Genomic DNA, 12,640 nt, shown 5'->3' with positions numbered 1-12,640 from the left:
AGGGGAACTCCACGATAGGTCGTCCGGGTCAGCCCTTCTCCAGGTACTGCTCCCGTTCGGTGTCCAGGAGGGCGTCCAGGGCGGTCCGCAGGCCGGGCAGGGCGGACAGGTCCGGGTCGGCGGAGACGACCCGGGTGGCCTCCTCGCGGGCCTGGGCGATGACCTCCTCGTCCTCGATGACGGCGAGCATCCGCAGGGAGGAGCGCACCCCGGACTGGGCCTGGCCGAGCACGTCCCCCTCGCGGCGCTGTTCGAGGTCGATGCGGGAGAGCTCGAAGCCGTCGAGGGTGGCGGCGACGGCGGCGAGCCGGGCGCGCGCGGGGCTGGCCTCGGGCATCTCGCTGACCAGCAGGCACAGGCCGGGGGCGGAGCCGCGGCCGACGCGGCCGCGCAGCTGGTGCAGCTGGGAGACGCCGAACCGGTCGGCGTCCATGATGACCATGGCGGTGGAGTTCGGGACGTTCACCCCGACCTCGATGACGGTGGTGGCGACGAGCACCTGCACCTGGCCGGCGGCGAACCGGCGCATGACGTCGTCCTTGTCGGCGGGGTCCATCCGCCCGTGCAGCACTTCGACGGCCAGCCCGGCCAGCGGGCCCTTGGCGAGCTGTTCGGCGGTCTCCAGGACGGCGAGCGGGGGCCGCTTCTCGCCGTCGTCCTCCGCGGTCTTCTTCTTCGGCTCGTCCTCGCCGTCCCCGATGCGCGGGCAGACCACGTACGCCTGGTGGCCGTTCTCCACCTCCTCGCGGACCCGCTCCCAGGCGCGGGTGAGGAAGTGCGGCTTGTCCTTGGCGGGGACGACGTGGGTGGCGATGGGCGAGCGGCCGGCGGGGAGCTGGTCGAGTACGGAGGTCTCCAGGTCGCCGAAGACGGTCATGGCCACGGTCCGGGGGATGGGGGTGGCGGTCATCACGAGCAGGTGCGGGGGCTGCTTGCCCTTCCCGCGCAGGGCGTCGCGCTGCTCCACGCCGAAGCGGTGCTGCTCGTCGACGACGACCAGGCCGAGGTCGTGGAACTGCACCTTGTCCTCGATGAGGGCGTGGGTGCCGATGACGATGCCGGCCTCGCCGGTGACGAGGTCGAGGAGGGCCTGGCGGCGGGCGGGCACGCCCATGGATCCGGTGAGCAGCACCACCTTGGTCCCCTGCTCGGCCCCGCCGAGCATCCCGCCCTCGGCGAGCTCGCCCATCATCTCGGTGATCGACCGGTGGTGCTGCTGGGCGAGCACCTCGGTGGGGGCGAGCATGGCGGCCTGCCCGCCGGAGTCGACCACGGCGAGCATGGCCCGCAGCGCGACCATGGTCTTGCCCGATCCGACCTCGCCCTGGAGGAGGCGGTGCATGGGGTGTTCGGTGGCGAGGTCGTCGAAGATCTCCTCGGAGACGGTCTGCTGGCCCTCGGTGAGGGTGAAGGGCAGCCGGGCGTCGAAGGCGTCGAGGAGGCCGCCGGGGGCCGGGCGTCGGGGTACGGCGGGCAGCTGGGTCTCGGCGAACCGGCGGCGGGCCAGGGCCACCTGGAGGACGAAGGCCTCGTCCCACTTCAGGCGCTGCCGGGCCGCTTCGATGTCGGCCTTGGTGTGCGGCCGGTGGATCTTGAGGAGGGCCTCGGGGAGCGGGACCAGTCCCCGGCCGTCGCGCAGGGCGGGGGGCAGCGGGTCCACGGCGTCCCGGGCGCTGGGCAGCACGGCGTCCACGGCCTTGCTGATCTTCCAGCTCTCCAGCTTGGCGCAGGCGGGGTAGATCGGGATGAGCCGGCCGGCGAAGGCGTCGACGGCCGAGGCCCCGTCCTCGGCGCCGAGCAGCTCGTACGCGGGGTGGGCGAGCTGGAGCCTGCGGTTGAACATGCCGACCTTGCCGGCGAACATCGCCCGGCTGCCGGGCAGGAGCTCCTTGTGCGGTTTGTGGACTCCGGAGCCGAAGAAGACCAGCTGGAGGCGGCCGGCGCCGTCGGTGATGGTGACCTCCAGCCGCTTGCCGCGGCCCCCGTTGAAGGTCAGGACGCGGGCGTCGGCGACCTGGGCGACCACGGTGACGTGCTCGTCGAGCTGGTCGGCGAGGCCGGCGAGCGGGGTGAGCTCGCCGCGCTCGGCGTACCGCCGCGGGTAGTGGTGCAGCAGGTCGCCGACCGTGTGCAGGCCGAGGTTCTCGGCCAGCACCTTGGCGGTGGCGGGGCCGAGCGTCTTCTTGAGCGGTTCGTCGAGCGCGGGCACGCCTTCATTCCACACCATGGCACCGACAGTGCGGCCGTCCGGCGCCGCCCGGCGGCCTGCCGGTCGGCTATTCCACGCCGATGAGCAGCGGTGCGCAGTGCCGGCCGCCGCGGTAGGTGACGGTGTCCACGGCCAGGTGCCGTTCCCGTACGTAGGCCTGGAGGCGGTCGGCGAGGGCGTCGGGGACCTCGGGGCCGAGGACGAGCGTGACCAGTTCCCCGCCGGAGCCGAGCATCCGCTGGAGCACCGCCTCGGCGGTGTCGGGGAGTGCGGTGCCGATCACGGCCACGTCCCCGTCGATGAGCCCGAGGACGTCCCCGGCCTGGCAGATGCCGGCGGAGGTGAAGGACTGGCGTTCGGCCACGGCGAGTTCGCCGTAGCGGGTGGCGCCGGCGGCCGCGGTCATGGCGACCACGTCCTCGTCGAAGCTGCCGTCGGGCTCGTGGACGGCGAGGGCGGCGAGGCCCTGCACGGCGGAGCGGGTGGGGATGAGGGCGACGCGTACGCCCTCGGCGCGGGCCTGTTCGGCGGCCAGGGCCGCGGCCTGCCGCAGCTCGGCGTCGTTGGGGAGCAGGACCACCTCGCGGGCGTGCGCCCGGTGGACGGCGTCGAGCAGGTCGGGGGCGGTGGGCGGCCGACCGGGGCGGGCGAGGACCGGGGTGGCGCCCGCCTCCGCGTACAGGGCGGCCAGGCCCTCGCCGGGGACGGCGGCGACGACCGCGCGCTGGACCCGCTCCCCGCGGGTGCGCAGCCGCTGGTCTCCGAAGTGGGTGATGCGGATCCGGTGCGGGCGGCCGGCCTCGACCCCGGCCTCGACGGCGGCGCCGGGGTCGTCCACGTGGACGTGGACGTTCCACAGGCCGTCGCCGCCGACCACGACGAGGGAGTCGCCGAGGGGGTCGAGTGCGGCGCGCAGCCGCTCGACGGCCGGGTCCTCGGCCTCCAGCAGGTAGACCACCTCGTAGGCGGGCCCGCCCTGGTCGCCCTGGCCGCCTTCGGGGCAGGGTCCGGCGGCGGGGTCGGCCCCGCCGGGCGGCGGGAGGGGGCGGGCGCGGACCGGTTCGGGTGCCGGGGCGCGGCCGGACAGGGTCTGCCAGAGGGCGCCGAGGACGGCGACGAGGCCGCAGCCGCCGGCGTCGACGACCCCGGCGCGGCCGAGGACGCCGAGCTGGCCGGGGGTGCGGTCGAGGGCCGCCCGGGCCCCGTCGTAGGCGGCGCGGGCGACGGCCTCGGGGGCGGCCCCGCCGCCGGCTGCCGCGGCGGCCGTGGCGGCGGCTGCGGCGACGGTGAGCATGGTGCCCTCGACGGGGTGGGCCACCGCCTCGTAGCCGGATTCGGCGGCCCGGCACAGGGCCCGGGCCAGCCGGTCCCCGGGCGGGACGGCTTCCGCGGACGGCGCGGATCGCGCGGCGTCCGCGGGTTCTGCGGCTTCCGCGGTGAGGACCTCGGCCATGCCGCGCAGCAGCTGGGCGAGGATCGTGCCGGAGTTGCCGCGGGCGCCTATGAGGGCGCCGTGGGCGTAGGCCGCCAGGGCTTCGCCGAGGGAGGGGGCCGGGGCGGGGCCGGCGAAGGCCGCGCGGACGGCCTGCGCCCCGGATTCGGCGGTCATGAGGAGGTTGGTGCCGGTGTCCCCGTCGGCCACCGGGTAGACGTTGATCGCGTCGATCTCCTCGCGGGCCCGGCCCAGTGCGGCCACGGCCAGCGAGCTCCAGGTGCGCACCGCATCGGCGTCGAGGGTGTGCGGCGGTTGCGGCACCTGGTGTTCCTCCTTGGGCGGGCGGGTCTGCACCGCAGCGTAACGAAGGGGGGCGGGACCGCGGGGGGCCTCCCGGAGCCGGGAGCGGGGAAGCCATGGTAGTTTTCTAGGACCGCGGCAGTCGTTGTATGCTGCTCCGGTTGCCCGACGCGAGTCGGGCCATCCCCCGGCAAACCACTTCAGATCTCTGATTCCGGTGCGCCGGATTTCACTGTAAGTGCATCTGAAGTCTTTGGAGTGACCTGTGGCTGCCAACTGCGACGTTTGCGGCAAGGGGCCGGGCTTCGGCAACAACATCTCGCACTCGCACCGCCGTACGTCCCGTCGCTGGAACCCGAACATCCAGCGCGTGCGTGCCGTGGTCAGTGGGACGCCGAAGCGCCTCAACGCCTGCACCTCGTGCATCAAGGCCGGCAAGGTCTCGCGCTGACGCTTCACGTCGTAGCGCAGCCCTTTCCGGTTGCCTCGAAAGCCGGTCCGCCTCTGGTGGACCGGCTTTCCGCCTTTTCCGGTGCCGTTTTCCGCCTCTTCCGGGGCCGTTCCGGCCCGCGCCGCAGCCCCGGCCGCCGTTCCCGCGGCGGCCGGGGCTGACGGGTCCTCGGAGCCGCGGGCCCTTCAGGAGGTGCGCAGCCGCCAGGCGTGGTCCACCGGGCCGATGCCCGCACCGAGCGGGAAGCCCGCGCGGATGGCGCCGGTGACGTACTCCTTCGCGGCGGTCACGGCGGCGGGGACGGTGAGGCCCCGGGCCAGTCCGGCGGCGACGGCGCTGGCGAGGGTGCAGCCGGTGCCGTGGGTGTGCCGGTTGGCGCCGCGGGGCGCGCGCAGCCAGTGCTCCTCGGCGCCGTCGGTGAGCAGGTCCACGGCGTCCTCGGAGGCGGGCAGGTGGCCGCCCTTGATCAGCGCCCAGCGGGGCCCGTACCCGAGGACGGCGTCGGCGGCCCGCCGCAGGTCGTCCTCGGTCTCGGCGCGGACGCCGGTGAGCTGCGCCACCTCGTCCAGGTTGGGCGTGGCGACGGTGGCGGCGGGCAGCAGCAGGGTCCGTACGGCGTCCAGCGCGGTCCGCGCCAGCAGCGCGTCCCCGTGCTTGGAGACGCCGACGGGGTCCACCACGGCCGGGGCCCCGGTGGCGGCCAGGAGCCCGGCGACGGTCTCCACCAGGGCGGCGGAGGAGAGCATCCCGGTCTTGACGGCCTGGACGCCTATGTCGTCCGCCACGGCCCGGTACTGGGCCGTGACGGCCTCGGGGGGCAGTTCCCAGACCCCGTGTACGCCGACGGAGTTCTGCGCGGTCACGGCGGTCACCACGCTCATCCCGTGCACGCCGAGCGCCAGCATGGTCTTCAGGTCGGCCTGGATGCCCGCACCGCCGCCGGAGTCGGATCCGGCGACGGTCAGGCAGCGCGGGAGCGGGCCGGTCACGGCGAGACGTCCTCGATCTCGCCGCCGAAGTGGTCCCAGCCGCCGGTGCTGGTCCAGGGGGCGCCGTCCACGGTGACCTGCGGCTGGGCGGAGGGGTGCAGGACCTCTCCGATGACCTTCCAGCGGGCGGGCAGCTTCACGTCCGGGGGGAAGGTGGCCACGATCGCGTGGTCCTCTCCGCCGGTGAGCACCCACTGGAGCGGGTCCACGCCGACGGCCTGGCCGATGTCGTTCATCTGCGTGGGGACGTCGATGGCGGCCGAGCGCAGGTCGATGCGGACCTTGCTGGCCTCGGCGATGTGCCCGAGGTCGGCGACCAGGCCGTCGCTGACGTCGGTCATGGCGGTGGCGCCGAGCCCGGCGGCCGCGGGGCCCGCGTGGTACGGCGGCTCGGGGCGGCGGTGCGCCTCGACGAAGGCCCGCGGGGAGCGGAAGCCGCGCGAGAGGATCGCGTAGCCCGCCGCCGACCAGCCGAGCCAGCCGGTGACGGCCACCACGTCGCCGGGCTGGGCCCCGGCGCGGGTGACGGGCTCGTGGTTGCGCAGGTCGCCGAGGGCGGTGATGGCCACCGTGATGGCATCGCCGCGCACGACGTCGCCCCCGACCACCGCGGCGCCCGCGACCTGGCATTCGTCGCGCAGGCCGTCCATGAGCTCGGTGGGCCAGGTCACCGGCAGTTCGGCCGGGACCACCAGGCCGAGCAGCAGGGCCGTGGGCACCGCGCCCATGGCGGCGATGTCGGCGAGGTTCTGCGCGGCGGCCTTGCGGCCCACGTCGTAGGCCGTGGACCAGTCGCGGCGGAAGTGCCTGCCCTCCAGGAGGATGTCCGTGCTCGCCACGACCCGCCGGTCGGGTGCCGACACGACCGCGGCGTCGTCGCCGGGTCCCAGTCGTACCGCCGGGGTGGTGGTGAGCCGGGAGGTGAGTTCTCGGATGAGCCCGAACTCCCCCAGCTCGCCCACAGTGCCCTTCATCGCTGTGCTCCTTCTGGCCCAGTGGGCTTGCGGTCGCGAGCCGTCACTGCTGTAGGTACCGTCAACAGATACGTCAACTTCTGCTCCCCGTACGCCCCGGTGAGCGCGCTGCCGGACCCGGGGGTCTCCCCCCGGCCCTCGGCTACGCGGTACCGTGGCGTCCCTTCTCCCCTGGGGCCGTCCCGCCGTGTCAGGGGCGGGGCCGCCCCCATCCGAAGGTTAGGGGAGATCATCCTCGTGGCCGCCCTGGAGGTTCCGTGGTACAGGCGTACATCCTCATCCAGACCGAGGTGGGCAAGGCGTCGCTCGTCGCCGAGTCCATCGCCAAGATCCCGGGGGTGATCCAGGCGGAGGACGTGACCGGCCCGTACGACGTGATCGTCCGGGCGCAGGCCGACACCGTCGACGAACTCGGGCGCATGGTGGTCGCCAAGGTCCAGCAGGTGGAGGGGATCACCCGCACCCTGACCTGCCCGGTCGTCCATCTGTAGCCCCCGTCTAGTCTTGGCCGGTGACGTCTTTCCGCCGCCGGCCCTTCCATGTGCTGCCCGCGCTGGCCGCAGTCGTACTGCCGGCCCTCGCGGGGTGCTCCTCAGGTGACGCGCGCGTGCAGGTGGAACCTCCGCCTGCTCCGCCCGCGGACATCGCGAAGCTCTGTGCGGCGCTGCACGAGGAGCTTCCCTCCGAGGTGTCCGGGAAGGACCGGAGCGACCCCGAACCGGCTTCCGGGCTGACCGCCGCGTGGGGTGGCGGAGCGATCGTACTGCGCTGCGCGGTTCCCCGGCCCGCGGAGATGGACGATCCGAAGGCCGACGGGGTCGATGTGGACGGCGTCGGCTGGCTGCTCCAGCGCACGCAGGACGGCGGGACGCGGTTCACCACCACCTACCGCAAGGCGTACGTCGAGGTCACGCTCGCTCCGGAGGCGGGCGCGGACATGGGGGCGCTGACCTTCTTCGCGGGGCCCGTAAAGAAGTCGGTCCCGTCCACCATGTGAACGGGACCGACCACGGGCTCTAGCGCAGGCCGGTCGAGCGCCGCATGGCCGCCTGGATGAGGCGGTCGACGAGCTCGGCGTACGAGATGCCCGACTCCTGCCACATCCGCGGGTACATGGAGATCGGCGTGAAGCCCGGCATCGTGTTGATCTCGTTGATCACGAAGCTGCCGTCCTCGGTGAGGAAGAAGTCGGCGCGGACCAGGCCCTCGCAGGAGGCGGCCTCGAAGGCGTCGACGGCCAGGCGCTGCACCTCGGCGGTCTGCTCCGGGGTGAGCGGGGCGGGCACGATCCCGGACGCCGAGTCGATGTACTTCGCCTCGAAGTCGTAGAAGTCGTGGCTGGAGACCGGCGGGATCTCGGCGGGCGCGCTGGCGCGCGGGCCGTCCTCGAACTCCAGGACCCCGCACTCGATCTCGCGGCCGCGCAGCAGCGACTCGACGAGGATCTTCGGGTCGTGGCGGCGGGCCTCGGCGATGGCCTCGTCCAGGCCGGAGAGGTCGTCGACCTTGGTGATGCCGATGGAGGAGCCGGCCCGGGCGGGCTTCACGAACAGCGGCCAGCCGTGCTCGCCGGCGAAGTCGACGATGCGCTTGCGGGCGCCCGCCTGGTCCTGCTCCCACTCGCGCGGGCGGATGGTCAGGTAGGGGCCGACGGGGAGGCCGAAGCTGGTGAAGACCCGCTTCATGTACTCCTTGTCCTGGCCGACGGCCGAGGCGAGCACGCCGGAGCCCACGTACGGGATCCCGGAGAGCTCCAGCAGCCCCTGGAGGGTGCCGTCCTCGCCGTACGGGCCGTGGAGCATCGGGAAGACGACGTCGACCTCGCCCAGGGCCTTGGGAACGGCTCCGGGCTCGGTGTAGACGACCTCGCGGACGGCGGGGTCCACGGGCAGCAGCACGCCGCCCTCGTCGGACTCGGCGAGCTCCTCGACGTCCGGCAGCTTGCGGTCGGCGATGGCCATCCGCTCGGGGGCGTCGGCGGTCAGCGCCCACCGGCCGTCCCGGGTGATGCCGATGGGCAGCACCTCGTACTTCGAACGGTCGATGGAGCGCAGCACGGCGCCGGCCGTGACGACGGAGATGGCGTGCTCGGAGCTGCGCCCGCCGAACACGACGGCGACGCGGGGCTTGCGGCCCTGCTGCTCAGGGGTCTGGGGGAGGTTCTCGCTGCTCATATCGCCACGAGGGTACCCGCTGATGGTTCCGGAACGGAGTCAGCGGCGTTCCGGTTTGGCGCTGCGCGCCATGAGTTCCTTGAGTGCGACGAGCGGCGGCTTGCCGTGGTGGACGATGTCGACCACCGTGTCGGTGATCGGCATGTCCACTCCGTGGCGGCGGGCCAGATCGGCCACCGACTGGCAGGACTTGACCCCCTCGGCGGTCTGCCGGGTGACCGCGATGGTCTCCTCCAGGGTCATCCCGCGGCCGAGGTTGGTGCCGAAGGTGTGGTTCCGGGAGAGCGGCGAGGAGCAGGTCGCGACGAGGTCGCCGAGGCCCGCGAGGCCGGAGAAGGTGAGCGGGTCGGCGCCCATGGCCAGCCCCAGCCGGGTGGTTTCGGCGAGGCCGCGGGTGATGAGCGAGCCCTTGGTGTTGTCGCCGAGTCCCATGCCGTCCGCGATGCCGACGGCGAGGCCGATGACGTTCTTGACGGCGCCGCCGAGCTCGCAGCCGACCACGTCGGTGTTGGTGTACGGGCGGAAGTACGGGGTGTGGCAGGCGGCCTGGAGGCGCCGGGCCACGTCCTCGTCCACGCAGGCCACGACGGAGGCGGCGGGCTGGCGGGCGGCGATCTCGCGGGCCAGGTTGGGGCCGGTGACCACGGCGACCCGTGCGGCGGGGACCTTGGCGACCTCTTCGACGACCTCGCTCATCCGCTTGGCGGTGCCGAGTTCGATGCCCTTCATGAGGGAGACGAGCACGGTGTCGGGGGCGAGGAGGGGGGCCCATTCGGCGAGGTTGCCGCGGAGGGTCTGGGAGGGGATGGCGAGGACGGTGAAGTCGGCCCCGCGGGCGGCCTCGGCGGGGTCGGTGGTGGCGCGCAGGTTCTCCGGGAGCACGGTGTCCGGGAGGTAGTCCGGATTGGTGCGGCCGTTGTTGACGGCGTCGGCGAGCTCCTGGCGGCGGCCCCAGAGGGTCACCTCGCAGCCGGCGTCGGCGAGCACCATGCCGAAGGCGGTGCCCCAGGAGCCGGTGCCGAACACGGCGGCCTTGACGGGACGTGTCACTTCTTGCCCTCCCCCGCGGCCTTGCGCCGCTGTTCGGCCCGCGCCGTGCGGTGGTCGTAGGGCCGGGCGGGGGCGGGCTCCCCGCGCAGCTCCTCCAGCAGGGCCGTGATGGCGGCCATGATCACCTCGGTGGCCTCCTTGAGCACGTCCGGGGTGGGTTCGCGGTCGTAGAACGCGGAGAGGTCCACCGGCGGCCCCGCCAGCACCTGGAGGGTCTTGCGGGGGAACAGGCGGACCTTGTTCTCCCGGGCGTAGGGCGGCATCGCGAGGTTCGCGCCCCACTGGGCCACGGGGATGACGGGGGCCTTGGTCATGAGGGCCACCCGGGCGGCGCCGGTCTTGCCGGCCATCGGCCACATGTCGGGGTCCCTGGTCAGGGTGCCCTCGGGGTAAAAGGCCACGCATTCGCCGCGTTCAATGGCGTCGACGGCGGCCCGGAATGCGTCCAGGGCGTTGGTGGTCTCGCGGTAGACGGGGATCTGGCCGGTGCCGCGGAGGATCGAGCCGACGAAAGGCGCCTTGAAGAGGGCGGCCTTCGCGAGCAAACGGGGAACCCGGCCGGTGTTGTACTGGAAGTGCGCGTAGCTCAGCGGGTCCAGATACGAGTTGTGATTGACCGCGGTGATAAATCCGCCCTCGGCCGGAATGTGTTCCATTCCCCGCCAGTCCCGCTTGAACAGCACTACCAGCGGCGGTTTCGCGATGACCGCCGCCAGGCGGTACCAGAAGCCGATTTTGCGGCGGGACACTCGGACACCTTCCTCTAGGACCGGGCGGATCTCGGGGGCCTCGTGGGACGGACAAGTGTCGCTCCCGGCCCGGTCTCTGTCGAGAACACCGTACGCCCCGGCCGGGAGAACGTACCCCGGGCGGGGCGGCCGGGGGTGACAATGGGGCCCGCTCGCACGCCTGAACGCTTTGGGGAGGAGGGGCCGCCGCGAACGCCGTCTGGACCCTGGTGGTCCCGCTCAAGCCGCTCTCCCTGGCGAAGAGCCGCCTCGCGGCCTCGGTGGGCGGGGCCCGCCCCGCGCTGGCGCTGGCCTTCGCGATGGACACCGTCGCCGGGGCCCTGGCCTGCGCGGCCGTACGGGATGTGGTGGTCGTCACGGACGACCCCGCGGCGGGGCGGGAGCTGGCGGGGCTGGGGGCGCGGATCGTGCCCGACCTGCCGGCCGCCGGGCTCAACGCTGCGCTGGCGCACGGGGCGCGGGAGGCCCGAAGCGGGCGGCCGGGGGCGCCGGTGGCCGCGATGAACGCGGACCTGCCGGCACTGCGGCCCCGGGAATTGCAACGCGTGCTCGATACCGCAGCGACATTTCCCCGGGCATTTCTGGCGGATGCGGCAGGAATCGGCACAACGCTGCTTTCGGCCGCTCCGGGAGTGGAATTGGCACCCGCGTTCGGGGGACGTTCCCGGGCCCGGCATTCCGCTTCGGGGGCCGTGGAAATCCTGCTGCGCGGGGTGGCGAGCGTGCGCCGGGACGTGGACACGGGCGCGGACCTGCGGGCCGCGGCGGCCCTGGGGCTGGGTCCGTGGACGGCGGCCTGCCGCCCCGTGCCGGAGCCGGTCCCGCGCCGGTAAAATCCGCGCATGCAGGCGACCGCGTACACGTACGACTCCCAGACCCGCAGCGGCAGTGTGCTGCTGGACGACGGCACCCCGGTGCCCTTCGCGGCGGCGGCCTTCGACGCCGGCGGGCTGCGGCTGCTGCGGCCCGGCCAGCGGGTGCGGATCGAGACCGAGGGTGCGCTCCCGGACCTGCGGATCACCCTCGTCACCCTGCAGACCTTCTGACCCCGCCCGCCTCCACGGGCGCACCCGCACCCCCTCCGAGCTGCGCGGACGGCGCGCGGCGCCGGGCATGCCGCGGGCCGGTGTCCCCGGCGGGGGGCACCGGCCCGGCGTGTGACAGGGCGGCCGCCGTTACTTCTTGCGGGCGGTCGTCTTCTTGGCGACGGTCTTGCGCGCCGTGGTCTTCTTGGCGGGGGCCTTCTTCGCGACGGCCTTCTTGGCGGGCGCGGTCTTCTTGGCCGTGGCCGTCTTCTTGGCGGGCGCGGCCTTCTTGGCCGCGGTCTTCGCCGGGGTCGCCTTCTTCGCAGCGGCCGTGGTCTTCTTCGCCGTGGCCGTGGTCTTCTTGGCGGTGGTCTTCTTCGCGGCGGCGGTGGTCTTCTTCGCCGCCGTGGTCTTGGTGGCCGTCGCCTTCTTGGCGGTCGTGGCCTTCTTGGCCGCGGCCTTCTTGACCGTCGTACGGCTGCCCGCTGCGGCGGCCATCAGGCTGCCCTTCGGGGCCTTCTTGACGGCGACCTCGTCGCCCTTCGGGAGCTTCTTCGCCCCGCTGACCAGGTCCTTGAAGCCCTGACCGGCGCGGAAGCGCGGAACGGAGGTCTTCTTGACCCGGACGCGCTCACCCGTCTGCGGGTTGCGGGCGTAGCGGGCCGGGCGATCGACCTTCTCGAACGAGCCGAAGCCCGTGACCGAGACCCGGTCGCCCGCGACGACCGCACGGACCATGGCGTCGAGTACCGCGTCGACAGCGTCCGCGGCCTGCTGACGGCCACCGAGCTTGTCGGCAATCGCTTCTACGAGCTGCGCCTTGTTCACGTCTTCCCCTTCGGAGACATTGCCAGAACGAATGTGTTCAAGCTTTTTCGCACGTTAGGCGGATATATACCGCAAATCAAACACGAAACGGGCTAATCACCCTAGTGCCGCAACGATGTGGACCGTTGCGGAGTTCCTTCGCATCAGTCGCCTTCAGGGAATCGACCCTCGTCGAGGTCCTTCATCAACCTGTCCAGGCGCCTTGCCGCATCGGCGAGATCGTGCTTCGCCGCGGCCGTGACGACCAACAGCTTCCGGGTCAGCGCCATCCTTACGCCCTCCGGGACTTGCAGTGCGCGCACCCTTGTGTGCGCTTCTTTCAGCCGGTCCGCGACGAGTTCGTAGAGCTCGAGTTGACTGTCGCGTTCCATGCACAGATTGTGCCATCTGGGGCGAGTTGTCGCCTCACAGGGCCTCAACATACGACTGTGCCCCCTGCCGGAGGGCAGGGGGCAC

Annotated in this window: 14 protein-coding genes; 5 read left to right on the top strand and 9 right to left on the bottom strand. The window is 73.0% G+C overall.

Features of this window, described 5'->3' with window-relative positions:
- Positions 1–28: 28 nt before the first annotated feature.
- Together recG and ACZ407_RS26400 are read right to left on the bottom strand one after the other, a co-directional pair.
- The gene (recG, locus tag ACZ407_RS26405; RefSeq protein ID WP_468132389.1) at positions 29–2,227 is read right to left on the bottom strand and encodes an ATP-dependent DNA helicase RecG; all 2,199 of its coding nucleotides are present in this window, start codon (positions 2,225–2,227) and stop codon (positions 29–31) included.
- A gap of 49 nt (positions 2,228–2,276) precedes the next feature.
- On the bottom strand, positions 2,277–3,965 hold the full coding sequence (locus ACZ407_RS26400) for a DAK2 domain-containing protein (RefSeq protein ID WP_468132387.1): 1,689 nt from the start codon (positions 3,963–3,965) through the stop codon (positions 2,277–2,279).
- Positions 3,966–4,209: 244 nt separating this feature from the next.
- Between ACZ407_RS26400 and rpmB the strand changes: the two genes are divergently transcribed.
- Complete coding sequence (gene rpmB / locus ACZ407_RS26395; RefSeq protein WP_064070327.1) at positions 4,210–4,395, top strand: 50S ribosomal protein L28; 186 nt, start codon at positions 4,210–4,212, stop codon at positions 4,393–4,395.
- A 185-nt stretch (positions 4,396–4,580) separates the two neighbouring features.
- Here rpmB and thiD read toward each other — a convergent pair whose 3' ends face one another.
- Entirely contained in the window at positions 4,581–5,384 is an 804-nt protein-coding gene (thiD, locus tag ACZ407_RS26390) for a bifunctional hydroxymethylpyrimidine kinase/phosphomethylpyrimidine kinase (protein ID WP_468132385.1), read from the bottom strand.
- Positions 5,381–6,358, bottom strand: a complete 978-nt coding sequence (locus tag ACZ407_RS26385; protein ID WP_468132383.1) for a thiamine-phosphate kinase — start codon at positions 6,356–6,358, stop codon at positions 5,381–5,383. The genes thiD and ACZ407_RS26385 overlap by 4 nt, the downstream gene beginning before the upstream one ends.
- 257 nt (positions 6,359–6,615) lie before the next feature.
- Here ACZ407_RS26385 and ACZ407_RS26380 point away from each other — a divergent pair, with 257 nt between their 5' ends.
- Together ACZ407_RS26380 and ACZ407_RS26375 are read left to right on the top strand one after the other, a co-directional pair.
- Entirely contained in the window at positions 6,616–6,849 is a 234-nt protein-coding gene (locus ACZ407_RS26380) for an Lrp/AsnC family transcriptional regulator (protein WP_468132381.1), read from the top strand.
- Between the two features lie 20 nt (positions 6,850–6,869).
- The gene (locus tag ACZ407_RS26375) at positions 6,870–7,355 is read left to right on the top strand and encodes a DUF3515 domain-containing protein (RefSeq protein ID WP_468132379.1); all 486 of its coding nucleotides are present in this window, start codon (positions 6,870–6,872) and stop codon (positions 7,353–7,355) included.
- Positions 7,356–7,374: 19 nt separating this feature from the next.
- On the opposite strand, the gene ACZ407_RS26370 is transcribed toward ACZ407_RS26375, so the two are convergent.
- Genes ACZ407_RS26370 through ACZ407_RS26360 form a run of 3 tightly spaced genes read right to left on the bottom strand, consistent with a single transcriptional unit; the run spans position 7,375 to position 10,331 of the window.
- The gene (locus ACZ407_RS26370) at positions 7,375–8,532 is read right to left on the bottom strand and encodes a D-alanine--D-alanine ligase family protein (protein ID WP_468132377.1); all 1,158 of its coding nucleotides are present in this window, start codon (positions 8,530–8,532) and stop codon (positions 7,375–7,377) included.
- A gap of 39 nt (positions 8,533–8,571) precedes the next feature.
- Complete coding sequence (locus ACZ407_RS26365) at positions 8,572–9,582, bottom strand: NAD(P)H-dependent glycerol-3-phosphate dehydrogenase (protein WP_468132375.1); 1,011 nt, start codon at positions 9,580–9,582, stop codon at positions 8,572–8,574.
- A complete protein-coding gene (locus tag ACZ407_RS26360; protein ID WP_468132373.1) occupies positions 9,579–10,331 on the bottom strand; it encodes a lysophospholipid acyltransferase family protein in 753 nt (250 codons plus the stop codon). The genes ACZ407_RS26365 and ACZ407_RS26360 overlap by 4 nt, the downstream gene beginning before the upstream one ends.
- A gap of 209 nt (positions 10,332–10,540) precedes the next feature.
- Between ACZ407_RS26360 and cofC the strand changes: the two genes are divergently transcribed.
- Positions 10,541–11,164 (top strand): 2-phospho-L-lactate guanylyltransferase, encoded by a 624-nt coding sequence (cofC, locus tag ACZ407_RS26355; RefSeq protein WP_468132371.1) that lies wholly within the window; start codon positions 10,541–10,543, stop codon positions 11,162–11,164.
- A 9-nt stretch (positions 11,165–11,173) separates the two neighbouring features.
- Complete coding sequence (locus ACZ407_RS26350; RefSeq protein WP_468132369.1) at positions 11,174–11,377, top strand: hypothetical protein; 204 nt, start codon at positions 11,174–11,176, stop codon at positions 11,375–11,377.
- A 129-nt stretch (positions 11,378–11,506) separates the two neighbouring features.
- Here the strand turns inward: ACZ407_RS26350 and ACZ407_RS26345 are convergent, their stop codons facing one another.
- The gene (locus tag ACZ407_RS26345; protein WP_468132367.1) at positions 11,507–12,184 is read right to left on the bottom strand and encodes an HU family DNA-binding protein; all 678 of its coding nucleotides are present in this window, start codon (positions 12,182–12,184) and stop codon (positions 11,507–11,509) included.
- 143 nt (positions 12,185–12,327) lie between these two features.
- Positions 12,328–12,555, bottom strand: a complete 228-nt coding sequence (locus ACZ407_RS26340) for an SCO5555 family protein (protein WP_468132365.1) — start codon at positions 12,553–12,555, stop codon at positions 12,328–12,330.
- Positions 12,556–12,640: the final 85 nt, after the last annotated feature.

This window comes from Streptomyces sp. NPDC030809, assembly GCF_055572195.1.
The sequence above is the reverse complement of the archived record's forward strand: the minus strand, read 5'-3'. Positions and strand labels throughout refer to the sequence as shown.